The sequence below is a fragment of the Streptomyces sp. NPDC052773 genome (assembly GCF_044547145.1).
Taxonomy (GTDB): domain Bacteria; phylum Actinomycetota; class Actinomycetes; order Streptomycetales; family Streptomycetaceae; genus Streptomyces.
Map to the genome: position 1 here is coordinate 59,992 of NZ_JBITZX010000009.1, position 25,571 is coordinate 85,562.

The 25,571-nt window shown below is 71.6% G+C and carries 16 protein-coding genes; 3 read left to right on the forward strand and 13 right to left on the reverse strand.

Annotation, left to right across the window (positions count from 1 at the left end):
• Positions 1-263: 263 nt before the first annotated feature.
• The 6 genes from ACIG0D_RS20900 to ACIG0D_RS20925 form a co-directional block, all read right to left on the reverse strand.
• Positions 264-800 carry a GNAT family N-acetyltransferase gene (locus tag ACIG0D_RS20900; protein ID WP_365758585.1) on the reverse strand — a complete coding sequence of 179 codons (537 nt, stop codon included), beginning with the start codon at positions 798-800 and terminating at the stop codon, positions 264-266.
• Between the two features lie 30 nt (positions 801-830).
• Positions 831-1,679, reverse strand: a complete 849-nt coding sequence (locus tag ACIG0D_RS20905; RefSeq protein WP_399802861.1) for a GNAT family N-acetyltransferase — start codon at positions 1,677-1,679, stop codon at positions 831-833.
• 215 nt (positions 1,680-1,894) lie between these two features.
• A complete protein-coding gene (ispG, locus tag ACIG0D_RS20910) occupies positions 1,895-3,052 on the reverse strand; it encodes a flavodoxin-dependent (E)-4-hydroxy-3-methylbut-2-enyl-diphosphate synthase (RefSeq protein ID WP_399802863.1) in 1,158 nt (385 codons plus the stop codon).
• A 171-nt stretch (positions 3,053-3,223) separates the two neighbouring features.
• Entirely contained in the window at positions 3,224-4,516 is a 1,293-nt protein-coding gene (locus tag ACIG0D_RS20915) for a M50 family metallopeptidase (protein WP_399803348.1), read from the reverse strand.
• An 8-nt stretch (positions 4,517-4,524) separates the two neighbouring features.
• Positions 4,525-5,781 carry a 1-deoxy-D-xylulose-5-phosphate reductoisomerase gene (gene dxr / locus ACIG0D_RS20920; protein WP_399802865.1) on the reverse strand — a complete coding sequence of 419 codons (1,257 nt, stop codon included), beginning with the start codon at positions 5,779-5,781 and terminating at the stop codon, positions 4,525-4,527.
• A 64-nt stretch (positions 5,782-5,845) separates the two neighbouring features.
• Entirely contained in the window at positions 5,846-7,786 is a 1,941-nt protein-coding gene (locus tag ACIG0D_RS20925; protein WP_399802868.1) for an acyl-CoA dehydrogenase family protein, read from the reverse strand.
• Between the two features lie 282 nt (positions 7,787-8,068).
• Between ACIG0D_RS20925 and ACIG0D_RS20930 the strand changes: the two genes are divergently transcribed.
• A complete protein-coding gene (locus ACIG0D_RS20930; protein ID WP_399802870.1) occupies positions 8,069-9,082 on the forward strand; it encodes a LacI family DNA-binding transcriptional regulator in 1,014 nt (337 codons plus the stop codon).
• 112 nt (positions 9,083-9,194) lie between these two features.
• On the forward strand, positions 9,195-11,237 hold the full coding sequence (locus ACIG0D_RS20935; protein WP_399802872.1) for a TIM-barrel domain-containing protein: 2,043 nt from the start codon (positions 9,195-9,197) through the stop codon (positions 11,235-11,237).
• A gap of 52 nt (positions 11,238-11,289) precedes the next feature.
• On the opposite strand, the gene ACIG0D_RS20940 is transcribed toward ACIG0D_RS20935, so the two are convergent.
• The 7 genes from ACIG0D_RS20940 to ACIG0D_RS20970 form a co-directional block, all read right to left on the reverse strand.
• Positions 11,290-12,006: a hypothetical protein gene (locus ACIG0D_RS20940; RefSeq protein WP_399802874.1), complete on the reverse strand. Its 717-nt coding sequence runs from the start codon at positions 12,004-12,006 to the stop codon at positions 11,290-11,292.
• A 34-nt stretch (positions 12,007-12,040) separates the two neighbouring features.
• Entirely contained in the window at positions 12,041-14,320 is a 2,280-nt protein-coding gene (locus ACIG0D_RS20945) for a glycosyl hydrolase family 95 catalytic domain-containing protein (protein ID WP_399802876.1), read from the reverse strand.
• Positions 14,317-16,281, reverse strand: coding sequence for a beta-galactosidase (locus ACIG0D_RS20950; protein ID WP_399802878.1), 1,965 nt, complete (start codon positions 16,279-16,281; stop codon positions 14,317-14,319). The genes ACIG0D_RS20945 and ACIG0D_RS20950 overlap by 4 nt, the downstream gene beginning before the upstream one ends.
• A complete protein-coding gene (locus tag ACIG0D_RS20955) occupies positions 16,281-18,473 on the reverse strand; it encodes a WD40/YVTN/BNR-like repeat-containing protein (RefSeq protein ID WP_399802881.1) in 2,193 nt (730 codons plus the stop codon). The genes ACIG0D_RS20950 and ACIG0D_RS20955 overlap by 1 nt, the downstream gene beginning before the upstream one ends.
• 146 nt (positions 18,474-18,619) lie before the next feature.
• Positions 18,620-19,570, reverse strand: coding sequence for a carbohydrate ABC transporter permease (locus ACIG0D_RS20960; protein WP_399802884.1), 951 nt, complete (start codon positions 19,568-19,570; stop codon positions 18,620-18,622).
• A complete protein-coding gene (locus tag ACIG0D_RS20965; protein ID WP_399802887.1) occupies positions 19,567-20,601 on the reverse strand; it encodes an ABC transporter permease in 1,035 nt (344 codons plus the stop codon). Before ACIG0D_RS20965 ends, ACIG0D_RS20960 begins: the two co-directional genes overlap by 4 nt.
• Before the next feature lie 26 nt (positions 20,602-20,627).
• Positions 20,628-22,316 (reverse strand): Tat pathway signal sequence domain protein, encoded by a 1,689-nt coding sequence (locus ACIG0D_RS20970; RefSeq protein ID WP_399802890.1) that lies wholly within the window; start codon positions 22,314-22,316, stop codon positions 20,628-20,630.
• A 358-nt stretch (positions 22,317-22,674) separates the two neighbouring features.
• On the opposite strand from ACIG0D_RS20970, the gene ACIG0D_RS20975 reads away from it, so the two are divergent.
• Entirely contained in the window at positions 22,675-25,521 is a 2,847-nt protein-coding gene (locus tag ACIG0D_RS20975) for a glycoside hydrolase family 3 C-terminal domain-containing protein (RefSeq protein WP_399802892.1), read from the forward strand.
• Positions 25,522-25,571 lie beyond the last annotated feature (50 nt).

Here is a 25,571-nt window from a genome sequence, read left to right on the forward strand (position 1 = left end):
GTTCTCGTACTCCTGCTGACGGGGGTCCCCCCGCTCGAGCGCAGCCGAGAGTGGGGGAAGGGTTGTGGCTAGGAGGTTAGCCGGGGGGCGGGGGCCCGCGGAAATCGGTTTAGGGCCTGTCTGACAAATTCCCGTCGTCCGCCCGCAGGGCGGGCCCTGCGGGGCGCCAGCGCCATCGTGGCGGAGCCACGTGGGTGTTTCGGCAACGCGGCGAGCGCGCGTGCCGGGCGTCGCGGGGCAGGCGGGAATTTGTCGGACAGGCCCTAGCGGCGGCGCAGCGGGAGCGGGGCGCCCATCACGGCGTACGGGCGGGGCGCGCTCGGGAAGAGGACGCGGCGGGCCAGGTCCTGGTAGCCGAGGGAGTGGTAGAGGCCGCGGGCCGGGCTGTCGGTGTCGATCGCGGAGAGGATCGATCGGGGCTCGGTGGCGCTGTCGGTGATCGTGGTGATCAGCGCGCGGCCGATGCCGCGGTTCTGGTAGCGCGGGTGGACGTGCAGCTCGGTGATCACGAAGGAGTCGTCGAGCCAGGCGTCGTTGCCCTGCGCGCGCAGGTACGGCTCGACGATCGTGGACCACCAGTGGGTGCGGCTGTTGGGCATGCCGTAGACGAATCCGACGAGCCGTCCCCCGACGGTGGCACCGAGGGCCCTCGCGCCCGGGTAGGTCATGTGGCGCAGGACGATCTGGCGGCGTACGGCCACCTCGTCCGGGCCGAGCCCGAAGGCCAGGGCTTGGACGGCCAGCGCTTCGTCGACGTGGGCGGGGAGGTCGAGGGGGGCGATCGTGATGTCGCGAAGCATGTCGGCGAGCCTACAGCGGGGGAAGCGGTCTCAGAACAGCACGCTCATGAAGGCGCCGACCTCGCGGAAGCCCACGCGGCGGTACGTCCGGCGCGCGGCCGTGTTGTAGTCGTTGACGTACAGGCTGACCACGGGGGCCACGTCCGCGAGGGCGTAGCGCAGGACGGCGGCCATGCCGGGGGCGGCGAGGCCCCGGCCGCGGTACTCGGGGGCGACCCAGACGCCCTGGATCTGGCAGGCCTGCGGGGTCGCGGCGCCGATCTCCGCCTTGAACATGACGTTGCCGTGCTCGTCGAGGCGGGCGAAGGAGCGGCCGGAGCCGACGAGTTCGGCGACCCGGGCCTGGTAGAGCAGGCCGCCGTCGCCGGCCAGCGGGGAGACGCCGACCTCCTCGGTGAACATCGCCACGCACGCCGGCATGATCGTCTCCATCTCGTCCTTGCGGACGCGGCGGACGTAGGGGTCCGGGGCGATGTCGTCGGGCATGCGGTCGGTGACCATCAGCGGCTGGTGGGCGCGGACCTCGCGGGCCGGGCCCCAGTGCGGCTCCAGCAGCCGCCACAGCTGGGCGGTGGGTTCGGCGGGGCCCACGATGGAGGAGCAGCGGCGGCCGGCCCGGCGGGCGCGGTCGGCGAAGGCGCGGACGGCGCGGGGGGTGGCGCAGATGGGGACGAGGTTGGCGCCGGCGTAGCACAGCGACGTGAGCATGCCGTCCTCGTACCAACCCCACATCTCGCCGCCGAGGCGCCAGGGGTCCAGTCCGGCGACCTGGACCCGGGAGGTCACGAAGGCGTTGGCGACCGGCTCGCGGTTCAGGAGGGCGAGCGCGGCGTCCAGGTCGCTCGGTTCGAGGACCCGGGAGGTCGTCTGGGTGAGCACGTGCGGGGCCCTCCGGGGTCAGCTGCTGGTCTCCGCACTGTACCTGCGGAAGCTGGGCAGGGCCGACTCGTATGGGGTACCGCCCGTTGCTACGTGGCCGGAGTCGGGGCGCCCACTGGGTGGGGAGGCCCTGTCCGTACGCGGCTGACCGTGCGCTGTGGTTGCTCGCGCAGTTCCCCGCGCCCCTTCGGGGGCGCGGGCCCCGGCGGCGTTGCTCAGCCGGCGACCGAGATGGTCGGTTCGCCGCCGGTGACGCCTTCGGCCTCCATCTGTTCGGCCAGCTTCATGGCCTCCTCGATGAGGGTCTCGACGATCTTGGACTCGGGGACGGTCTTGATGACCTCGCCCTTGACGAAGATCTGGCCCTTGCCGTTGCCGGAGGCGACGCCGAGGTCTGCCTCGCGGGCCTCGCCGGGGCCGTTGACGACGCAGCCCATGACGGCGACGCGGAGCGGGACCTCCATGCCGGTGAGGCCGGCGGTGACCTCCTCGGCGAGCTTGTAGACGTCGACCTGGGCGCGGCCGCAGGACGGGCAGGAGACGATCTCCAGGCCGCGCTGGCGCAGGCCGAGGGACTGGAGGATCTGGAGGCCGACCTTGACCTCCTCCACGGGCGGGGCGGACAGCGAGACGCGGATGGTGTCGCCGATGCCCTGGGAGAGCAACGCGCCGAAGGCGACGGCCGACTTGATGGTGCCCTGGAAGGCGGGGCCGGCCTCGGTGACGCCGAGGTGGAGGGGGTAGTCGCACTGGGCGGCGAGCTGGCGGTAGGCCTCGATCATCACGACCGGGTCGTTGTGCTTGACCGAAATCTTGATGTCGCGGAAGTCGTGCTCCTCGAAGAGGGAGGCCTCCCAGAGGGCGGACTCGACCAGCGCCTCGGGGGTGGCCTTGCCGTACTTCTCGAGCAGGCGCTTGTCGAGGGAGCCCGCGTTGACGCCGATCCGGATGGGAGTGCCGTGGTCCTTGGCGGCCTTGGCGATCTCCTTGACCTGGTCGTCGAACTTCTTGATGTTGCCCGGGTTCACGCGGACCGCGGCGCAGCCGGCCTCGATGGCGGCGAAGACGTACTTCGGCTGGAAGTGGATGTCCGCGATGACCGGGATCTGGGACTTCTTCGCGATGATCGGCAGCGCGTCGGCGTCGTCCTGGGTGGGGCAGGCGACGCGGACGATCTGGCAGCCGGAGGCGGTCAGCTCGGCGATCTGCTGGAGGGTGGCGCCGATGTCGGAGGTGCGGGTCGTCGTCATGGACTGGACCGAGACCGGCGCGTCCCCGCCGACCGCCACGGATCCGACCTGGATCTGCCGGCTCTTGCGGCGCTCGGCGAGCTTGGTCGGAACGGACGGCATGCCGAGAGAAATCGCAGTCATCTGCTGTGCAACCCCAAGTCGTGGATCAAGGTCCCGGTCCCGTTCAGCGGCGGGCTCCGGCCTTCGAGATTACGGCACCGGCCAGGACCTAAGCACATCACACCCGAGAACCACTCGAACAGGAGCGGCCCGGCGGGCGAGTGCCGCCGGGCCGCCGGGAACTCCGTGTGACTACGAGATTCTGACCGGGTTAACGACGTCCGCGATCAGCACCAGGATCGTGAAGCAGACGAAGATCCCGGCCACCACGTAGGCCACCGGCATCAGTTTCGCCACGTCGAACGGTCCCGGGTCGGGGCGGCGCAGCAGCCGGGCGGTGTGCCGGCGCAGCGACTCCCACAGGGCGCCCGCGATGTGCCCGCCGTCGAGCGGGAGCAGCGGGAGCATGTTGAACAGGAACAGGGACAGGTTGAACATTCCGACCAGCATCAGGGCCATGCCGAGCTGCTGGGTCGCCGGGATGTCGAGGGTGAAGATCTCGCCGCCGACGCGGGCCGCGCCGACCACGCCCATCGGGGAGTCGGGCTCGCGGGGGGCGCCGTCGAAGGCCGCGTTCCACAGGGCGGGGATCTTGCCGGGCAGTGCGGCGAGGGAGTCGACGGCGTCGCCGACGCGGTCGGTCATCCAGGTCACCGAGTCGCCGAAGTCCTGCTTGACCACGCCGGTGGCGGCGCTGAAGCCGAGGAAGCCGGCGGTGACGTACTCGCCCTCGACGACCTGGCCGTTGCCGTCCTTCTTGAGGACCTGGTTGGTGGCGATCGTGGCGTGCAGGGTGACTTCCTCGCCCTTGCGGTCGACGACGATCGCGACCTTCTCGCCGGGGTGGGAGCGGATCAGGTCGGAGAGCTGGTTCCAGTCGTCGGTGCGGACGCCGTCGAAGGCGACGATCTTGTCACCGGCCCTGAGTCCGGCCGCGGCGGCCGGGGAGGCGGGGTCGGACTTCTTGCAGGTGTCCCGGTTCTGGCTCTGCGGGACCACGCACTTCTGGACCTCGCTGACCGCGGTGGTCTGCTGGGTGACGCCGAAGCCCATGAGCACGATGAAGAACAGGGCGATGGCGAGCACCAGGTTCATGAAGGGGCCCGCGAACATCACGATGACCCGCTTCCACGGCTTGCGGGTGTAGAACAGGCGGGTCTCGTCGCCGGGGCGCAGTTCCTCGAAGGCGGCCGAGCGGGCGTCCTCGATCATGCCGCGCCACGGGGAGGTGGAGCGGGCCTCGACCCGGCCGTCGGGGCCGGGCGGGAACATGCCGATCATGCGGATGTAGCCGCCGAGCGGGATGGCCTTGATGCCGTACTCGGTCTCGCCCTTCTTGCGCGACCACAGGGTCGGGCCGAAGCCGACCATGTACTGCGGCACGCGGATGCCGAACAGCTTGGCCGTGGAGAGATGACCCAGCTCGTGCCAGGCGATCGAGATCAGCAGGCCGACCGCGAAGACGACTATGCCGAGGATCATCATCAGGGTCGTCATGCACGGGCCTCCGCCGTCATCGCCGTCAGTTCCCGGGCCCGGGTGCGTGCCCAGGTCTCCGCTTCGAGGACGTCCGCCACGGTGAGCGAGGTTCCCGTGCGCGGGGTGCCGTGCTCCTCGACGACCCGGGTCACGGTCTCGATGATCCCGTTGAACGGCAGCGCGCCGCCGCGGAAGGCCTCCACGCACTCCTCGTTGGCCGCATTGAACACCGCCGGGGCGGTGCCCGCGAGCTCGCCGACGTGGCGGGCGAGGTTCACCGACGGGAACGCCTCGTTGTCGAGCGGGAAGAACTCCCAGGTCGAGGCCTTGCTCCAGTCGAACGCCGGGGCCGCGTCGGGGACGCGTTCCGGCCAGCCGAGACCGATGGCGATCGGGCCCCGCATGTCGGGGGGCGTCGCCTGGGCGAGGGTCGATCCGTCCGTGAACTCCACCATCGAGTGGACATACGACTGCGGGTGCACGACGACCTCAATGCGGTCGAAGGGAATGTCGTAGAGCAGGTGCGCCTCGATGACCTCCAGGCCCTTGTTGACGAGGGTCGCGGAGTTGATGGTGATCACCGGGCCCATCGCCCAGGTGGGGTGGGCGAGGGCGTCCTCGACGGTGACGGAGGCCAGCTCCTCCTTCGTACGGCCCCGGAAAGGGCCGCCGGAGGCGGTGACGACGAGTTTGCGCACGTCGGCGCGGGTGCCCGCGGCGAGGGCCTGGAAGAGGGCGGCGTGCTCGGAGTCGACCGGGATGATCTGGCCGGGCTTGGCGAGCGCCTTGACCAGCGGGCCGCCGACGATGAGCGACTCCTTGTTGGCGAGCGCGAGGGTGCGGCCCGCCTCCAGGGCGGCGAGGGTCGGGGCGAGGCCGATGGAGCCGGTGATGCCGTTGAGCACGGTGTGGCAGTCGGAGCCGGCGAGCTGGGTGGCCGCGTCGGGGCCGGCCAGGATCTCGGGCAGCGGCTCCCCCGGGCCGTACTCGGCGCTCAGGGCCTCGCGCAGCGCGGGCACCACGTCCTCGCGGGCGACCGCCACGGTCCGCACCCGCAGCCGCCGCGCCTGCTCGGCGAGGAGGGCGACCCGCCCGCCGTTGGCGGACAGGCCGGTCACCCGGAAGCGGTCCGGGTTGCGCAGCACGAGATCGATGGCCTGGGTGCCGATCGACCCGGTGGAGCCGAGGATCACCACGTCCTTCGGGCCGTCTTCCGTCACCGGGTCGTAGAGGCGGTGCGGATCCGCGAGGGGGGATGGACTGTCGCTCATCCCCCCATTGTGGCCGCACGGGAGCGGTGTCAGGACAGCGCGTCCCTCGCGTGGGTGTCGTCGGTCAGTCGGGGATGGTGCGGCGTACGTCGGGGCGGGGGGTGTCGGGGGTGTGGGTGTCGGCGATCCAGGGGCCGTCGTCGGAGGGGTCGATCACTCCGTGTTCGAGCCATTCGTAGGCGCCGGACAGGACGCCCTTCACCAGTTTGCGGTCCAGGTCGTCCGTGTTGTTCCACAGGCGGGTGAAGAGGGCGTCGACGCGCAGGCGGGCCTGATGGCAGAAGGCGTCGGCGAGCTGGTAGGCCTCGCGGCCGTGGTCGCCCTGGGAGCGGAGGAGTTCGGCGCGGACGCAGGCGGCGCTCATGGCGAAGAGTTCGGCGCCGATGTCGACGATCCGGCCGAGGAAGCCCTGCTTGGTCTCCATGCGGCCCTGCCAGCGGGACATGGCGTAGAAGGTGGAGCGGGCGAGTTTGCGGGCGGTGCGCTCGACGTAGCGCAGGTGCGGGGAGAGGTCGGCGCCGCCGTGCCGGAACTCGGCGTAGGAGCGGGGCAGCTGGCCGGGGCCCGCGATGAGCTTGGGCAGCCACTTGGCGTAGAAGACGCCCGCCTGGGCGCCCGCCTTCGCCTTGTCCTGGAGGGACTTGTCGGGGTCGATGAGGTCGCCGGCGACGGAGAGGTGGGCGTCGACCGCCTCGCGGGCGATGAGGAGGTGCATGATCTCGGTGGAGCCCTCGAAGATGCGGTTGATGCGCAGGTCGCGCAGGATCTGCTCGGCCGGTACGGCCCGCTCGCCGCGCGCTTTCAGGGACTCGGCGGTCTCGAAGCCCCGGCCGCCGCGGATCTGGACGAGTTCGTCGGCCATGAGCCAGGCCATCTCGGAGCCGTAGAGCTTGGCGAGGGCGGCCTCGATGCGGATGTCGTTGCGGTCCTCGTCGGCCATCTGGGACGACAGGTCGAGGACGGCTTCGAGGGCGAACGTCGTCGCGGCGATGAAGGCGATCTTCGAACCGACGGCCTCGTGGTGGGCGACCGGCTTGCCCCACTGCTCGCGCACCCCCGCCCACTCGCGGGCGATCTTCAGGCACCACTTGCCGGCGCCGGCGCACATCGCGGGCAGGGACAGGCGGCCGGTGTTCAGCGTGGTCAGGGCGATCTTCAGGCCGGCGCCCTCGGGGCCGATGCGGTTCGCGGCGGGGACGCGGACGCCCTGGAATCGGGTGACGCCGTTCTCGAGGCCGCGCAGGCCCATGAACGCGTTGCGGTTCTCGACGGTGATGCCCGGGGACGACGCCTCGACGACGAACGCGGTGATGCCGCCCTTGTGGCCCTCGGACTTCGGGACGCGGGCCATGACGACGAGCAGGTCGGCGACCACGCCGTTGGTGGTCCAGAGTTTCACTCCGTCGAGGACGTAGTCGTCGCCGTCGGGCACGGCCGTGGTGGCGAGGCGGGCCGGGTCGGAGCCGACGTCGGGCTCGGTGAGGAGGAAGGCGGAGATGTCGGTGCGGGCGCAGCGCGGCAGGAACCGCTCCTTCTGCTCGGGTGTGCCGAACATCTTCAGCGGCTGCGGGACGCCGATGGACTGGTGGGCGCTGAGCAGGGCGCCGACCGCGGGGCTGGCGGAGCCGGCCAGGGCGAGGGCCTTGTTGTAGTAGACCTGGGTGAGGCCGAGGCCGCCGTACCGGGGGTCGATCTTCATGCCGAGGGCGCCGAGTTCCTTGAGCCCGGCCACGGTCTCGTCGGGGATGCGCGCCTCGCGTTCGATGCGGGCGGAGTCGATCTCGGTCTCGCAGAACGCGCGCAGCTTGGCCAGGAACTCCTCGCCGCGGCGGACGTCCTCGTCGGCGGGGAGCGGGTGGGGGTGGATGAGGTCGAGGCGGAAGCGGCCGAGGAACAGCTCCTTGGCGAAGCTGGGCTTGCGCCAGTGCTGTTCCCGGGCCGCCTCCGCCACCTGGCGGGCCTCACGTTCGGTGACGACGGGTCGTGTGGTGGGAGTGGCGGACATGAGGCTCACCTCGCCGCGAATCGGGATCAAGGTCCAATTGGTTACCGACGGGTGCTACGCGATCGTATGTACCCGATAACGGACGGTCGCACCACCCTTCGCGCGGCCGTTCGGCCCAGCCGTGGTGTTCACTGGCTGCGGGAGGGGTCGGGAAAGAAAGCTGTCGAAGCGCTTCGACAGCCTATGGACACCCACCCGCGCTGGGGCTACTGTCGAACCACCCTCACCCGCCATTGTTCGCACTGCGCGTTGTCGAAGCGCTTCACAAAGCTTGGAGAGCGGATGGTCACCCTCGCCGAGGTCGCCCAGCACGCCGGAGTCTCGGCGAGCACGGTGAGCTATGTCCTCAGCGGCAAGCGGTCCATCTCCGCGACCACCCGGCAGCGGGTCGAGCAGAGCATCCGGGAGCTGGGGTACCACCCGAACGCCGGTGCCCGGGCCCTGGCCAGCAGCCGGTCGAACATCATCGCGCTGATGATCCCGCTGCGCACGGACATGTACGTGCCGGTGATGATGGAGATCGCCATCGCGGTGGCCACCACCGCCCGCACCCACGGCTACGACGTCCTGCTGCTCACCGGCGAGGAGGGCCCGGACGCGGTGCGCCGGGTCACCGGCAGCGGGCTCGCCGACGCGATGATCCTCATGGACGTCGAGCTGGAGGACGAGCGGCTGCCGCTGCTGCGCGGCGCCGACCAGCCGTCGGTGCTGATCGGACTGCCCTCCGACACCACCGGTCTGACGTGCGTGGACCTCGACTTCACGGCGACGGGCGCGCTGTGCGTGGAGCATCTGGCGTCGCTCGGGCACCGGGACATCGCCGTCATCGGCGAGGCCCCGGCCGTCTACGAGCGGCACACCGGCTTCGCCGAGCGCACCCTTCAGGGACTGCGCGCCCGCGCCCGCGAGCTGGGGCTGCGGGTGCTGCACCGCCCGTGCGAGGGCGGGTACGACGCGATGGCGGCGACGCTCGCCCGGGTCTTCGACGAGCGTCCGGCGACCACCGGGTTCGTGGTGCAGAACGAGTCGGCGGTCGAGCCGCTGCTCGCGCTGCTGCGCCAGCAGGGCCGGGCGGTACCGGAGGACGTCTCGGTGGTGGCGGTCTGCCCGGACCAGGTCGCCGTCCAGGCGTCGGTCCGGCTGACCTCGGTCGCCATCCCGGCCCAGGAGATGGGCCGGTACGCCGTGGAACACCTGGTCGCCAAGCTGGACGGGCGCGGCAGCGACGAGGTCGTGCTGATCGCGCCCGAGTTGACGGTCCGCGCGAGCACGGGACCGGCGCCGGCCGCGTCCTGACGGGCGCGGTCCCCACGGCTCTCGTCCCCACCGGGCGCGCGCCCTTTTCCCGGCCCTGTCCGGGCCCAGTCGGCCCTTCCGGGGCACCCCCATGTCTTCAGGAGCACGCGACGTGATTCAGCCTGCCGAAACACAGCCCAAGGTCAGCCTCGCGCAGTCCTCCCCCACCGTCGGCACGTTCCGCGAGCAGGGCGGCGCGCTGGAGTGGAGCGGCCGTCAGGAGACGCTGCGGATCGAGCCGTGGGGTCCGGACGCGGTCCGGGTCCGGGCCCGGCTGGGCGGACCGGTCCTCGACGGGCTGCCGGGCGCGCTGCTCGCCGAGGCCCCGCCCACCGAGTCCACCGTCAAGATCGGCGACGGCGAGGGGCGGCTCACGGTCGGCGCGCTGACCGTGCGGGTGAACGCCGAGGGCCTGATCCGCTTTGTACGCACCGACGACGGCGCCGAACTCCTCGCCGAGGAGCGCGCCCACTTCTGGTGGCCGGGCCCGCGTCTGTACACGGCCGTCGGCAATGGCCACCACCGGCTGGAGCAGCGGTTCGCCGCGTACGACGACGAGAAGCTGTACGGCCTCGGCCAGCACCAGCACGGCCGGCTGGACCAGAAGGGCCTGGTGGTGGATCTGGTCCAGCGCAACGCCGAGGTCTCCATCCCGGTCCTGACCTCCAGCCGCGGCTACACCCTGCTGTGGAACAACCCGGCGATCGGCCGGGTGGAGCTGGCGCACAACGGCACCCGCTGGGTGGCGGACTCGGCGCGCCAGATCGACTACTGGATCACCGCGGGCGCCCCGGCCGACGCCCAGCGCCGCTACAGCGCGGTCACCGGCCGCACCCCCATGCTGCCCGCGTGGGCGGCGGGCTTCTGGCAGTGCAAGCTGCGCTACCGCACCCAGGACGAACTCCTCGCCGTCGCGCGGGAGTACAAGCGCCGGAACCTGCCCATCGACGTGATCGTGTGCGACTTCTTCCACTGGACGCACCTCGGCGAGTGGAAGTTCGACCCGAAGGAGTGGCCGGACCCGGCGGCGATGGTCCGCGAGCTGGACGAGCTGGGCATCGAACTCGTCGTCTCGGTGTGGCCGTCGGTGTCCCCGCTGAGCGAGAACCACGCGCTGATGGAGCAGCGCGGCTACTTCATCGGCACCCAGTACGGGCCGATGGCGCACGCCGACTGGCCGGACAAGGAGGTCGCCTCCACGGTCCAGGTGGCCTTCTACGACGCGACCAACCCCGAGGCGCGGGAGTTCGTGTGGTCCCGGGTCCGGGACAACTACCTGGTGCCGTACGGCATCAAGGCGTTCTGGCTGGACGCCTGCGAGCCGGAGCTGAAGCCGGGCTTCCAGGAGAACCTGCGCTACTGGGCGGGGCCCGGCCTGGAGGTCGGCAACCTCTACCCGGCGGAGAACGCCCGCACCTTCCACGAGGGTCTGAAGGAGTCCGGCGAGGAGGAGATCATCACCCTCAACCGCTCGGCGTGGGCGGGCAGTCAGCGCTACGGCGCGGCCCTGTGGTCCGGTGACATCGGCACCGACTTCGCCACCCTGCGCCGCCAGATCGCGGCCGGCCTCAACACGGCCCTGTCCGGCATCCCGTGGTGGAACACCGACATCGGCGGCTTCCACGGTGGCGACCCGGACGACGAGGAGTACCGGGAGGTGCTGGTCCGCTGGTTCCAGTTCGGCGCGCTGTCCCCGCTGATGCGGCTGCACGGCTTCCGCGAGCCCGGCATGCCGCTGGGCCCGGAGATGACCGGCGGTCCCAACGAGGTGTGGTCCTACGGCGAGGAGGCCGGGGCGATCCTGGAGACGTATCTGCGGCTGCGCGAGCGGCTCAAGCCGTACGTCCTGAACGTGATGCGCGAGGCCCACGAGGAGGGCCTGCCGGTGATGCGCCCGCTGTTCCTGGAGTTCCCCGGCGACCAGGCCGCCTGGCAGATCGACGACGCGTATCTCTTCGGCCGTGACCTGCTGGTCGCACCGGTGCTCACCGCGGGAGCGACGGCCCGTACGGCGTATCTGCCGGCGGGCGCGTCCTGGACGGACGCGTGGACCGGTGAGACCTACGAGGGCGGGCGGGCCGTGACGGTCGACGCCCCGCTGGACCGCATCCCGCTGTTCCTGCGGGACGGGGCGCAGCTGCCCGTGGCGGAGTAGCCGCGTGGTGACGGGGGCGCCCGGAGAGGGGACCGGGCGCCCCCGTCCCGGGTCAGCCGCCGCTGACCGTCAGGTTGTTGGTGGTGAAGTTCAGGCCGCCGGAGGACGAGGTGATCTCGTAGCCGAACTGGACGTCACCGATGGTCTCGTTGCCCATCCAGCCCTTGGTGTCCTTGATCCACTTCAGGATCGGCAGGATGTTGACGGTGCCGGAGTTCGAGTCCGAGGTGCGCAGGAACGAGAAGACCTCGTTGTGGCCGTTGCTGCCCTTGTAGACGTTCCAGGTGTGGCCGCCGAGGGTGACGGTGCCCTGGGCGGTGCCGAGCGGGCCGACGGCGCCGTTGTGGTTGACCCAGAGCATGATCTCGTAGTCGTAGTCGGTGTCCCAGATGTCGTACGACGTGTTGTACGCGCCGGACGACGGGACGGTGACGTTGTAGTTGCTGGTCAGCGAGGTGATGGAGGTGATCGGCTTGTTGATCACCTTCTTGGAGTTGGGGTACGACTTGATGCCGCCGGTGTTGGGGTGGTCGGCCCAGACGCCCCAGTTGGTGCCGGAGTTGGCCCAGACGCACTGGCTGCCGGCGCCGGAGCCCCAGACGTTGTTGTAGAGGGTGTAGCCGTTCAGGGTGGTGTTGCCCCACTGGTCGCAGGAGTTCCAGACCGCGGCGTGGGCGGGGGCGGAGGCGAGGCCGACGGTGGCGCCGAGGGCGAGGGCAGGGGCCAGCAGGGCCTTGGTGATCATGGGGAGTGCGGTGCGTGCTGCCATGGTGTCCCTTCCATGGGTGGGGGAAATGTGGGGGTCACCGTGTCCTCAGGTGGAGGACGCGGTCCTCTCCGGCGACCAGGTCGAGGGGCTCGGTGCCGGAGGGGGTTCTGAGTTCCACGCGGGTGGTGCGGGAGGGCCGTACGACCGCCGTCGCCCGGGTGCGGCTCCAGGCGAGGTCGATCTCCGCGCCGAACCTCGTGCGCACGCCCCGCAGTTCGCCCGCCCGGAGCCGGTCCGGGAGGGCGGGGAGCAGCACGAGGCGGCCGGGGGTCGACTGGACGAGCGTCTCGATCAGTACGGCGGGCAGGGTGTGCGCGGCGTCCGCGTTGTAGACGTCGCGCCGGGGGTAGTGCGCGCTCATCAGGGACGCATGGAAGAAGTCGCCCTTCAGCACCTGGTCGAGCGCGTGCGCGACCCGGTCGGCGTCGCGCAGCCGGGCGGCGACGAGGGCGTGGTGGAGATGGCCGTGCGCGGAGTCGTTCTCGGCGCCGCGCAGTTCGAGCGCCCGGTGGGCGGCCTCGGCCAGGCCGGGGGTGTCGTAGGGGTTGATCTCGTCCAGGGGCCACACGCCGTAGAGGTGGCTGAGGTGGCGGTGGTCGTAGGAGTCCTCAAGGCCCGGCCAGGCCCATTCGGCGAGGGCGCCGTCCGTGTTGATCCGGTGGGGTGGGAGCCGGTCGGCGAGGGCGCGCCAGCGGTCGGCGTGCTCGGGGTGGTAGGCGGCGGCCGTCAGCAGGGCGTGCCGGGCGGCGGAGAGGTCCATGGCCGCGTCGATCGCGCCCCAGCCGCCGTTCGCGGGGCGGTTCTCCGGTGAGTAGGAGGGGACGATCACCAGGTTGCCGGCGGGGTCGGTGCGGGTGAGGAAGTCCTCGTAGAACAGGGCGACTTCGGCGAGCGCGGCGGCGGTGCGCGGGTCGCGGGTGCCGTAGGTCTCGTCGTGGTCGACGAGCGGCTTGAGCAGCCAGTCGGCGCCGGCGGTCCACAGGTGCAGGGGATATTCCCGGCTGAAGTGGTAGGCGTGCCCCGACTCGCCGTCGGTGTGCGCGGGCGCGACGGCTCCGCGAGCGCCGAAGACGGCGCGGGCGTTGTCCCGCCAGTCGGCGAGCTGGCCGTGGATGAGGGCCGCGTGGGCCTCGGTCACCTCGGGCAGGGCGCCCGCCGCGGCGGAGGCGGTCTGGAGGTTGAGGTTGGCGTCGTTGGTGAAGGCGCCCGCCCAGGCGGTGTCCCAGTCGCCGGTCCACAGCCCGGTCAGGCGGGGCGGGAACATGCCGCTCGCGGACAGCAGGTGGTAGCGCCCGGCGGCGAACAGCCGCTCCAGCAGGGCCGGGCTCTCGGGGTGTTCCAGCAGCTCGGAGCCGGGCAGGGCGCGCTCGGCGGGGTCGGCGGCGAGGTCGAGGGTGACGCGGGTGTAGGCGGTGCGGTGCTCGGCGGTGTGCCGGGCGAGGAGGTCGTCGTACGACCCGCCGTCGAGCAGATCGCGCAGGGCGCGTCCCTCGGCGGCCACGTCCAGCTCCCCGGTGTGCCGGTGCACCCGGGTGAGCAGCAGGAGGGCCGTAGCGCCCTCGATCCGCGCGCCCGGCGGTGCCAGCCGGGTCGTTCCGCCCTCGGCGACGGCCAGGGTGACGCCGGTGTACGCGAGGTCGCTGCCCGGGTAGCGGACGCGCAGGCCGAGCAGGGCCCCGTCGGCGGTGAGGACGGCGCCCTCCCCGACCCCGAGCCCGTGGGGGGCGCCGGGGAGGCGGGGGTCGAGGGAGAGGCCGAGCGTGAGGCCGGGCGCGGTGACCCGCTGGACGATCACGTCGTCGGCGCGGGAGACGAAGACCCGGCTGGTCCGGTCGCCGTGGACGGCGGTGATCTCGCCGGTGGTGAAGTCGACGGTCCGCCGGTAGGGGCCGCCCGGGGCGGGGGTGCCGCGCAGCCGGGTCTGGAAGGCGGGGTGGAAGGAGCGCACCCATTGCAGGGGGCGGCCGTCGGTGAAGGTCTCGGCGGCGGTGAGGTCGCCCGCGAGCAGCCGGTCCTGGAGGGCGGGGAGGCCGGCGGCGAGCTGGGGCGGGCGGCGGTACCGGTCGTCGCCGGGGCGGACGAGGGTGTGGTGGGTGACGATGACACGGTCGTCGTCCGGATCGCCGAACACGAGGGCGCCGTGGCGGCCGTTGCCGCTCAGGAAGGCGTCCTCCCAGCGGCCGGCGGGCCGGGGTTCCCAGGTGCCGTGCACGGGCCCGGTGCTGCTCGTGACCTGGGCTCCCGACAGGTTCGGGTCCACGGGCGCACCGTTCGCGGTCGGGGCTCCCCCGGAGTCCACGGACGTACCGCTCATGGCCGCAGCACCGCCACGCCGTAGCGGTCCAGGCGGACCTCGTCCGTGACCGTCGCACCGGTGAGCAGGTCGTGGTGGCGGCCCGGCACCGGCACGGTCACCGGCTCGCGGCCGTGGTTGAGCACGAACAGCAGTTCGCCGCGGCGCACCGCCTCCACCGTGGCCGGGAGTCCGTCGAGGACGGGGCGGACCCCCGCCTCGGCGGCGGCGCGGGTCAGCAGGCCGCGCAGGGCGTCCGGCTCGGGGAGCGTGGAGACGTACCAGGCGCGGCCCCGGCGCAGCACGGCGGGCAGTCCGTCCAGCTCGCCGCCCCGGTAGCGGACGGTCTCGGTGACGTCGTCGGCGGCCTCGATCTCCTCCGACCACAGAGTCGCCCGGAAGCCGTCGCACTCGACGCTCTCCCCCGCGTCCAGCGGCCACCACTCGTGCAGCACGCGGATGCCGAACAGCTCGCGCAGCCGGGCGTCCACGCCGCCCGCGCGGACCCGGTCGTCCTCGTCGGCGACGCCGGTGAGGAAGCCGCAGACGAGGGTGCCTCCCGCTCGGACGTAGCCGAGCAGGTTCTCGATCGCCGCGTCCGTGAGGAGGTAGAGCTGCGGGACGACGACCAGGCGGTAGCGGCTCAGGTCGTGCTCGGGGTGGGCGAAGTCGGTGGTGAGGTGGGCCTCCCACAGGGCGCGGTGCCAGGCGTGCAGGACGGCCGGGAGGTCGACCCGCCGGGACGGGCGGGCTTCCTGGTCGCCGGCCCACCAGGCGTGCCAGTCGTGCAGGATCGCCACGTCGGCGGTGAGGTGCGTGCCGGTGACCTCGGCGAGCCGGTCGAGGTCGGCGCCGATCCGCTTGACCTCCTGGAAGGTGCGGCCCTCCTCCCCCGCGTGGCTGACCATCCCGGAGTGGAACTTCTCCGCGCCCTGCCGGGACTGGCGCCACTGGAAGTAGCAGACGGCGTCCGCGCCGCGGGCCACGGCCTGGAGCGACCAGAGCCGGTTGAGCCCGCGGGGCTTGGGGTGGTTCACGCCGCGCCAGTTGACCGGGCCCGCGGCCTGCTCCATCAGCATCCAGGGGCCGCGCGCCTGGGAGCGGGTGAGGTCCTGGACGAGGGCGCCGTGCTGGGCGCCGAGCGGGTCGCGCGGGTCGGGGTAGAGGTCGACGGAGACGACGTCCTCCTCCTCGGCCCAGCGCCAGGCGTCCTGGCCCGTCCACAGCGGCATGAAGTTGGTGGTGACCGGGAGGTGCGGGGTGTGCCGTCGCACGATGTCCCGCTCGGCCGTGAAGCACTCCAGGAGCATGTCGGAGGTGAAGCGCCGGAAGTCCAGCACCTGGGTGGGGTTGTGCAGGTAGTGGGCGCGGCGGGGCGGGATGATCCCCTCCCAGGTGTCGTAGCCCTGGCTCCAGAAGGCGGTGCCCCAGGCGGTGTTGAGGGCGTCGAGGGTGCCGTACCGGCGCTGGAGCCAGCCGCGGAAGCGGGCGGCGGCCTCGTCGCCGTGGTCGAAGGTGCAGTACTCGTTGTTGATGTGCCACAGGGTGAGGGCCGGGTGATCGGCGTAGCGGGCGGCCAGGTCCTCGGTGATCGCGGCGGCGAACCGCCGGTAGACGGCGCTGGAGTGCGAGAAGTGCTGGCGCCCGCCCCAGTGTTCGACGCGCCCGTCGGCGTCCCGGGGCAGGGTCTGCGGGTACAGCCGGCCGAGCCAGGGCGGGGGCGAGGCGGTGGGGGTGGCGAGGACGACGCCGATGCCGTGGTCGTGCATCAGGTCCATCAGCGTGTCCAGCCAGCCGAACTCCCGTGCTCCCGGCTCGGGTTCGAGCTTCGACCAGGAGAAGACGCCGAGGGTGACGGAGTTGACGCCGGCTTCCTTCATCAGCCGGACGTCCTCGTGCCAGGTCTCCTCGGGCCACTGTTCGGGGTTGTAGTCGCCGCCGAAGAGCAGTCGGCCGCGGGTGACATCGTCGAGGCGGGGCATCAGACGGGCTCCCCGTACTGGATCCCACGGCCGTTGGTGGCGACGTAGACCCGGCCGTACACGCGCGGGTCCCCGGTGATCGTCTCGCCGGTCCAGCCCCACTGGTGGCGGTCGTCGTTGATCCGCGTCCAGGTCCTGGCCTCGTCGTCGGAGCGGTACACGGCGGTGATGTCGTCGACAGCGCCGACCTGGTAGATCGCCGGGTAGGCCGCGCCGTCGGCCGCCTTGCCGAAGCCGAGGGTGTACGAGGCGCGGCAGCCGTCGATCCTGGCGAAGGCGGTCCCGCCGTCCGTGGACCGGTACAGCCCGTTCTCCTTGGTCGACAGCCACAGGTCGCCGGAGCGTCCGGGAGCCGCGACCAGCTTGAACTGGCTGTCGCCGGCGGGCAGTCCGCTCGCCCGGGCGGTGAAGGTACGGCCGCCGTCGGTGCTGGCGAACAGCGTTCCCGTCCCGGTGTCGTACGCGTAGAAGCGCGCCGGGTCGACGGGGTCGGCGACCGGTGTGGCGCCCTTCGGGAAGGAGGCGACCTCGGACCAGGTCGCCCCGTGGTCGGCCGAGCGGTGGGCGGGGTACCGGGTGCCGTCCCAGTGCACGAAGGTCCACAACAGGAGGGTCCCGTCGGCGTTGACGGCGATCGGCCCCGGCGCGTCCTTCGCGAGGGCGGGCTGGGTGGCGAAGGGCTCCCAGGTTTGGCCGCCGTCGTGCGAGTGGGCGCCGTTGCCGTGGTCGCCCCAGCCGGTGCGGACGACGTACGACGGTTTCCGCGCGGCCTGCGCGAGCCCCGTCGCGGTCCCGAACACCGGGTTGGCGGCCATGCCGCGCGAGGGGGACGCGGTGAGCCGCTCGTGGTACATCACACCGATGTCCCCGAGCCCGCTGAGCAGATGCGCCTCCCCTTGCGGGGGCGAGACGAGCTGCCGCACGGACGCCTCCTCCAGGCCGCGGATCTGCGGCGCCCAGCGCCTCAGGTCCCGGGTGCCGTAGAGGGTGGCGCCGGTGCCGTAGACGATGTGGCGCGAGTCGTACGGGTCGACGGCGAGCGCCTGGATCCACCAGCCGAACTTGGGTGTCTCCCCGCCCCACTTCAGGTACGGCGTCTCGGACACGTCGAGGACGGCGGACTCCTTCAGGGAGGTCCAGGAGCGCCCGCCGTCGGTGGAGCGGTACAGGGTGTCGACGGCGGCCCAGCGGTTGTTGGTGGACACGACCACGGTCCCGGGGCGCCGGGCGTCGACGGCGACGCCGCCGTATCCGAAGGTGTCGGCGGCTCCGTCCGGCTTCGCGGGGGTCACCTCGGTCCACCTGCCCGTGGCGCAGGCCAGCTTGTGGACGCTGCCGTCCGTCTGCCCGTTGGGCCCGGGCGCGTCGGCGTACGTCACGTACAGCTCGCGGGTGTGGCGGTCGTACGCGGCGCGGATCGGCACCCTCGCGGCAGCGCCGGACGGCTGTCCGGGGACGGGCTGCCAGCGGGTGCCGTCCGTGGTGCGGAAGAGGTTCGCCGCCGTGCCGTCGCCGTCGCCCCAGCCGGCGTAGACCGCGCGGCCGGCGGCGACCAGGAAGGTGACGCCCTGGCCGGAGGCTCGCGGGGCGGCCGGGAATCCGGTGGCGGGCGCCCAAGTGGCGCCCCGGTCGGTCGACTTCAGCAGCCCGTCGTGCCGGGTGCCCAGCCACAGCGTGTCACTGTCGCGCGGGTCGACCAGCAGCCGCTCCCCGGTGCCCCGCCCGTCCTCGTTGGCGCCGAGCTTCACGGTGAGGTCGGTGCGCCGCCAGGTGGCGCCCCGGTCCTCGGACCGCAGCACCGCCCCGTTGCCGGACCAGGGCTGGGTGTAGGTGCCGAGGGCGAGATAGAGCCGGTCGGGGTGCGCGGGGTCGACCGCCATCGCCTCCACGCCGAGCAGATTCCAGTCGTCCCAGCCGATGCGGTCGGTGAGCGGGGTCCAGCGGGCGGCCCGGTCGTCCCAGCGGTAGGCGCCGCCGATGTCTGTGCGGGCGTAGGCGAGTCCGCGGACGGTGGGGTGGAACAGCACGCCGGTGATGAATCCGGTGCCGCCGATGACGACGTTGCGCCAGCGGTAGGCGGGTGTTCCGGCGGCCTGGCCGGCCTGCGCGGGGACGGCGGGCAGAGCGGTGACCGCGGCAGCGGCGACGGTCCCGGCGAGAACGGTACGCCTACGAGGGAGGGGCATGGGCATGACACACCTCGGTTTCTGAGGAATGGGGGTCACGGGAACTTGCTCAGGGGCGCGGGGCCGTTTCGCGATGCGGGCCGCCGCGTGGGCGCGACCAGCCACAACGGCGCCGCAGGCAACAACGGACCCGCACCCCTACGGCGAAAACCTCACCCCTTCACCGCTCCCGTCAACATCCCCTTCTTGAAATGCTTCTGGACGAACGGCGACACCACCGCCACCGGCAGCAACGCCAGCACCATCACCGCCATCTGCACGGCCAGCGCCGAGATCTGCCCCGTCTTGATCGCCTGGCTCATCCCCACCGGCTGTTCCTGCTTCTGCACCAGCTGGATCATGACGTTCTGCAACGGCATCATCTCCTGGTCACTGAGGTAGATCGACGCGTTGAACCACGCGCTCCAGTACCCCACCGCGTAGAACAGAGTGATCACCGCGACCACGGCCCGCGACAGCGGCAGCACGATCTTCCACAGGATCCGCCAGTCCCCCGCCCCGTCGATCCGCGCGCTGTCGATCAGTTCGGGCGAGATGTTCATGAAGAACGCGCGCAGCACCAGGATGTTGAAGACGCTCACCGCGCTCGGCAGGATCAGCGCGAGATACGTGTCCGTCAGCCCCAGCGACTGCACCAGCAGATACGTCGGGATCAGCCCCGCGCCGAAGAACATCGTCGCGAGCAGCGTCATCAGCATCCACCGGTGCCCGAGCGACCCGCTGCGCGACAGCCCGTACGCGGCGAGCACGGACACCGTCATCGAGAACAGCGTGCCGACGAACGTGACGCCCAGGCTGACGAGCGTGGCCCGGGTGACCTGTCCGCCGCTCAGCAGCTCCTGGTAGGCGACGAAGGTGATCTCCCTGGGGATCAGCACCAGACCGCCGGCCTCGGTGATGGTCTTCTTCGAGGAGAGGCTGGTGACGACGACGATCCACAGCGGGAACAGCACGGCGAGGCAGGCACCGGCGAGGACGATCCCCTTGCCGGCGAGCCCGGCCCGCCCGGGCGGCTCCTCCCAGACGGGCCGCGGCGGGGCCTGCCACCAGCGGGGCGCCTTCTCCCCCACCGGCTTGTGCCTCTGGTCCAGGACGGCGGTCACTTCTTGTACACCCCCTGCTCGCCCATCATGTGGGCGACCTTGTTCGCGGCGAGCACGAGTGCGACGCTCACCAGCCCCTTGATCAGGCCCGCCGCCGCGGCGAAGCTGAAGTCCTGGTTGCGCACGCCGTTCCACCACACATAGGTGTCGAGGACCTCGGCCGCGCCGGGCCCGACCGCGTCGCGTTGCAGCAGGATCTGCTCGAAGCCGACGGTGAGCGCGTCCCCGACGCGCAGCACCAGCAGGAGCGCGATCACCGGCCGCAGCGCGGGCAGCGTGATGTGCCACATGCGGCGCCAGCGTCCGGCACCGTCCATGGCCGCCGCCTCGTAGAGGTCGGGGCTGACGGAGGCGAGCGCGGCGAGGAAGACGATGACGCCCCAGCCCGCGTCCTTCCAGACGCCCTCCGCCGTCACCAGGAACTTGAAGATCCCCGGGTCGGTCATGAGGTCGAAGCCCTCGTACCCGTGCTGCCGCAGGGTCTGCGCGATGATGCCGGCGCCGCCGAAGATCTGCTGGAAGACGGTGATGACCAGCACCCAGGAGAAGAAGTGCGGCAGGTAGAGGATGGCCTGGGACACCGCCCGCACCCGGGGCCTGATCACGCTGTTGATGAGCAGCGCGAGCAGGATCGGGACGGGGAAGAACAGCACCAGCTGGAGGAAGAACAGCACGAGGGTGTTGCGTACGGCGTCCCAGAACGCGGAGTCCTCGAAGATCCGCTGGAACTGCTCGAAGCCCACCCAGGGGCTCTCCAGCATGGCGACGAACCCGTTCTCGCTGATGTACGGGTCGTACTCCTGGAAGGCGACGACGTTGCCCAGGATCGGTACGTAGTTGAAGAGCAGGACCAGCGCGATCGCCGGCAGGGTCATGAGGATCAGCGTGCGGTCGCGACGCAGCCTGAGTCGCAGGCTCAGCTTGCCGGGGCGGCTCGCGGGGCGCCGCCCGGAAGGGGTGTCCGGCGTCCGCGCCTCGGCGTTCTTCGTGTGCGCCTCGTCCCTGCTGCGAGGCACCGTGCTGTGGGACACGGCCGTCTCCTTGCCTCAGCGCCGGGTCACTGCGCGGAACCGTTGTCGTCGAGCAGCTTCCGGTACCAGTCCCGCAGCTTGTCGCCGCCCTGCTTGCGCCAGTCGGAGACGGCCTGCTGCATGTCGCTGACCTTCTTGCGGCCGCGGACGATGTCGTCCTCCAGCTGCTCGAAGTCGTTGGAGAGGTTGGTGTAGCGGGCGGGCTCGGTGATCTGCATGCCCCAGAAGGCGGACTTGCTGGTGAAGGCGCCCATCCGCTGCTGCCACTCGACCTGCTCGCGGGTGATGTCCGGGAACTCCGGGTGGGCGATGGTGGGGGCGGGGCTGGCCAGCATCACATAGGCGTTGGCGACCTCCGCGTTGCCCTTGTCGTTCTTGAGCGGCATGCCGTCCTTGACGCTGTAGTGCGTGCCTTCGACACCGTAGTTGGTGAGCATGTACTCCTTGGTGCCGTACGGGGCGGCGGTGACGTTCGCGGCGGCGAGCACGTCCTCGATGACGGCCTTGGACGCCTTCTTGCTGACGAAGGCGAAGATGCCGGCGGGCGATCCGGCCCACAGCCGCGGGTCGCCCCCGTCGTGGCCGAAGATGTCCATGCCGGCGATCCGGAACTCGGGGTTCTGGGCGGCCTGTTCGGACATCTTGCCCCACCAGTCCGAGATGTTGTTGTTGTACATCAGGACCTGGCCGGAGGTGAACCGGTCGCCCGCGGTGCCCTGGGTGGCCGCCTTGGCGTCGGGGTGGACCACGCCCGCCGCGTACAGCTTGCGGGTCCACTCCAGCGCCTCGAGGAACTCCTCGGTCTCGACGCGGTAGACCAGCTTGCCGTCGACCTGGTTCCAGCCGAGCGGCTTCTCGCTGCCCGACAGCACGCCGAAGATGTTGAAGGCGGTCCACTTCATGTCGTCGCAGGCCCAGACCTTCGCCCGGGCGTTGGTGATGTCCTTGGCGAAGGACAGGAACTCGTCGGCGGAGCGCGGGGGCTGCCAGCCCTCCTTGTCGAAGACGTCCTTGCGGTAGAAGGGGACGATGCCGGTGACGGAGGGGGACGGCTGGGGCAGGCCGCGCAGCTTGCCGCCGAAGATGGAGTACTGCCAGGCCTCGGTCGGGATGGCGGCGAGGTTGGGGTACTTCTTCACCGCGTCGCCGGACAGGTACGGGCCGAGGTCGGCGAACTTGCTGATGATGGCGCTGGGTATCTTGCCGCCCATGTTCCAGCTGGGGATGACCACGACGTCCGGCATGTCGCTGGAGGCGAGGACCGCGCCCAGCTTCTCGTCGTAGGTGATGCCGTCCTGGTTCTGCCAGGTGATGTCGACGCCGATCAGGTCGTTCATCGCCGTGTAGTAGGGGTTGTTCCCCTTCGGCGGGGAGCCCCAGAACGGCGACATGATCCTGATCGAGGCGCCCTTGCCGAGCTTCTTCGGCACGGACGTCTTGAGGTCGGCGAGCACGACCTTGCGGGTGAAGCCGATGGCGGAGCCGTTCTTCGCCGGGATGTCCGGGGTCACCACGTTGCTGGCCACGTACGCCGGCAGCAGCTTCTGTGCCTTCTTGCCCGACGTGGTGCCCTCGCGGGAGTCGCCGTCCTCCGAACCGCCACAGGCGGCGAGCAGCGGCATGCCCCCGGCCACCGCTGCGGTGGCGACCGCCGTGGAGGCGAGGAAGCTTCTCCGGCTGGGGCCGGAGGAGACGGAAGCGGCGTTCGGCGTCATTGCGTCAACCCTTCGTGGCGCACCAGGACACCCGGCGGTGGGGCCGTCGGCTGCGGTGTCTTGAGTGGAACTGGCTGAGCCGAAGCGTTCCTTCGACTTCTGAAGGTCGAGTGCGTCGAAGCGCTTCGATGTTGCTGCGAGGTTAAGTGAACGCTGAGGGGTGCACAAGGGTCGTTCCCAAGATTCCTGAGAGCCGTGGACCCCGGCTCAAGCCCTCTGGCCTCCTCCTACACACCTTGAAATGTCGGCCGCGTGCAGGAGTTGTTGCCCCGCGATGTCTTGACACCCAGCCGTCGGCCGATTGAGCATCGAAGCGCTTCGAAAGCGCCTCGCCGCTCCATCCCGAGGGGAACCCCACGTGACCGAACGAACGCCGCCCGCACCGCCTTTCCGCGATCGACACCTGCCGTTCGCGAAGCGCATCGACGACCTGGTGGCACGGCTCACCCTCGACGAGAAGATCTCCTTCCTCCACCAGTTCACGCCCGCCGTGGGCCGTCTCGGCATCGCCGCTTTCCGCACCGGCCAGGAGGCGCTGCACGGCGTGGCCTGGATGGGCCCCGCGACGGTGTTCCCGCAGGCCGTGGGTCTCGGCGCGACCTGGAACCCGGAGTTGGTGCGCCGGGTCGGCGACGCGGTCTCCCAGGAGATCCGGGCGATGCGCGCCCGCGACGAGCGGGTCGGCCTCAACGTGTGGGCGCCGACGGTGAATCTGCTGCGTCATCCGCTGTGGGGCCGCAACGAGGAGGGCTACTCCGAGGACCCCCGGCTCACCTCGGCCATCGCCACCGCCTACACCCACGGGCTGCGCGGCGACCACCCGGTGTACTGGCGCACCGCGCCCGTCCTCAAGCACTGGCTCGCCCACAACAACGAGACGGACCGGGACACCTCCTCGGCCTCGGTCCGCCCGCGCGTGCTGCACGAGTACGACCTGCGGGCGTTCCGCGACACCGTGGAGGCGGGCGCGGTCGCCGGGGTGATGCCGGCGTACAACCTGGTCAACGGCCGCCCCAACCACGTCTCCCCCTATCTGCGCGAGCAGTTGCGCACCTGGACCGACGAGGAGCTGCTGGTCTGCTCGGATGCGGGCGCGCCGTCCAACCTGGTCGACTCCGAGCACTACTTCGACACCCACGAGGAGGCGACGGCGGCGGCGCTGCTGGCCGGCGTGGACAGCTTCACCGACCACGGCACGGACAGCTCGAAGATCACGGCGCGGCTGCGGGGCGCGCTCGCGCGGGGCCTGCTGACCGAGGCGGACATCGACACCGCGGTCCGCCGCCAGCTCTCGGTCCGCTTCCGGCTCGGCGAGTTCGACGGCCCCGACGCCTACGCCGCCCCGGGCGCCTTCGACACCCCGGAGCACCGGGCGCTCGCACTGGAGGCTGCGGAGCAGGCGATCGTCCTGCTGAAGAACGACGGCCTGCTCCCGCTGACACCCGACACCCGGCTCGCCGTCGTCGGCCTGCTCGCCGACGAGTGCAAGCTCGACTGGTACAGCGGCACCCTGATCCACCGCTCGACCCCGCTGGAGGGACTGTACGAACGGTTCGGCACCGAGCGGGTGAGCTTCGCGGAGGGCGTGGACCGGGTCCGGCTCCGGACGGCCGAGGGCACGTATCTCCACGTACCGCCGGCCGGGCGGACGGACGAGCGGGCACGCGGCGCCGAGGGCGCGCTCGACCCGGCGCTGCTCGCGGGGCGCACCGACCTGCCGCCGCTGACCACCGACGCCGGCGGCACCGAACTGGCCCTGATCGACTGGGGTGAGGACGTGCTGACGCTGCGCGCCCCCGACGGGCGCTATCTCTCCGTCGCCGAGGACGGCTACGTCCGCGCCGCCGCGGACCAGCCCGGCGGCTGGGTCGTCCAGGAGACGTTCCGCCTCGAACCCCACGAGAACGGTCACCTCCTGCTCCACCTGGGTACGGGTCGCCACGTCTGTGTCGCCGCGGACGGCGTGAAGGTTGCCGCGCCCGGCTCGCCGGACGAGGCGACCGTCTTCGCGCTGGAGGTCACCGAGCGCGGCGAGGACGCGGTGGCGCGGGCGGCGGCCGACGCGGACGTGGTCGTGGTGGTCGCGGGCAACGACCCGCACCTCAACGGCCGCGAGACGGAGGACCGTACGACGCTGCGGCTCCCCGGGCACCAGCAGCGCCTGCTGCGCGCGGCGCGCGCCGCCAACCCGGACACGGTCCTGGCGCTGGTGTCGGCGTACCCCTACGCGGTGGCCCCCGAGACGCTGCCCGCGATGCTGTGGACCGCCCACGGCGGCCAGGCGGCCGGCACCGCCCTGGCCCGGGTCCTGGCGGGCGACGTCTCACCGGCCGGCCGCCTGCCGCAGACCTGGTACGCGGACGACGCGGACCTGCCCGGCCTCCTCGACTACGACGTGATCGGCAGCCGCCAGACGTACCTGTACTTCGAGGGCACGCCCCTGTTCCCGTTCGGCCACGGCCTGTCGTACGCGCGCTTCACGTACGGCGGACTGACGGCGCGGGCCGGGGACGGCTCGGTGCGCGTCTCCTTCTCGGTCACCAACACCGGCGCGGTCACGGCGGACGAGGTCGCGCAGCTCTACACGCGGGCGGCGGACCCGTCGGCGATCCGCCCGCGCCGCCAGCTGCTGGACCACGCGAGGATCACCCTGGCGCCGGGCGAGACGAGGGAGCTGTCCTTCGACGTCCCGCTGTCCGCCTTCGCGTTCTGGGACGTCGCGCGGGGCGACTGGCGCGTGGAGCCCGGCCCGTACGAGCTGCTGGCCGGGGCCTCCTCGGAGGACATCCGGCTGCGGACGACGGTGACGCTGGACGGCGAGCCCGCGGCGCCGCGCGCGGTGGTGTCCCGCGGCCTGGACGCGGTGGACTTCGACGAGCAGAGCGGCACGCGGATCGTGGACCGTACGAAGGTGTCGGGCGACGCGGTGACACCGGCGGCGGAGGCCGCCGATCTGGTGTACCGCGACTGCGACTTCGGAACGGGCGTCGCGGAGGTCACGGTCGAGGTCGCGGGCGAGGGCGGCACGGTGGAGCTGTCGCTGGACGGCGGCGCGGCGGCGACGGCACTGACGCTCACGGCCCCGACGACCGGCCCGTACGACTACACGACGCTGACCGCCGGCTTCACCGCGGACGGCGTCCACGACGTCCACCTCAGACTGCGCGGCCCGCTGCGGCTCGCGCGCGTCGGCTTCTCCGGTTGAGGGTCCGGACAAGGCCGACACAGGGAAGGGCCCGGCACCGGAAGGCATCG

Bases quoted from the DNA above. Each gene is read 5' to 3' on its own strand.
- ACIG0D_RS20950 (WP_399802878.1), bottom strand. From the start codon at position 16,281: ATGCCCCGCCTCGACGATGTCACCCGCGGCCGACTGCTCTTCGGCGGC.
- dxr (WP_399802865.1), bottom strand. From the start codon at position 5,781: ATGAGCGACAGTCCATCCCCCCTCGCGGATCCGCACCGCCTCTACGAC.
- ACIG0D_RS20900 (WP_365758585.1), bottom strand. From the start codon at position 800: ATGCTTCGCGACATCACGATCGCCCCCCTCGACCTCCCCGCCCACGTC.
- ACIG0D_RS20925 (WP_399802868.1), bottom strand. From the start codon at position 7,786: ATGTCCGCCACTCCCACCACACGACCCGTCGTCACCGAACGTGAGGCC.
- ACIG0D_RS20945 (WP_399802876.1), bottom strand. From the start codon at position 14,320: ATGAGCGGTACGTCCGTGGACTCCGGGGGAGCCCCGACCGCGAACGGT.
- ACIG0D_RS20940 (WP_399802874.1), bottom strand. From the start codon at position 12,006: ATGGCAGCACGCACCGCACTCCCCATGATCACCAAGGCCCTGCTGGCC.
- ACIG0D_RS20955 (WP_399802881.1), bottom strand. From the start codon at position 18,473: ATGCCCATGCCCCTCCCTCGTAGGCGTACCGTTCTCGCCGGGACCGTC.
- ACIG0D_RS20930 (WP_399802870.1), top strand. From the start codon at position 8,069: ATGGTCACCCTCGCCGAGGTCGCCCAGCACGCCGGAGTCTCGGCGAGC.
- ispG (WP_399802863.1), bottom strand. From the start codon at position 3,052: ATGACTGCGATTTCTCTCGGCATGCCGTCCGTTCCGACCAAGCTCGCC.
- ACIG0D_RS20970 (WP_399802890.1), bottom strand. From the start codon at position 22,316: ATGACGCCGAACGCCGCTTCCGTCTCCTCCGGCCCCAGCCGGAGAAGC.
- ACIG0D_RS20915 (WP_399803348.1), bottom strand. From the start codon at position 4,516: ATGATGATCCTCGGCATAGTCGTCTTCGCGGTCGGCCTGCTGATCTCG.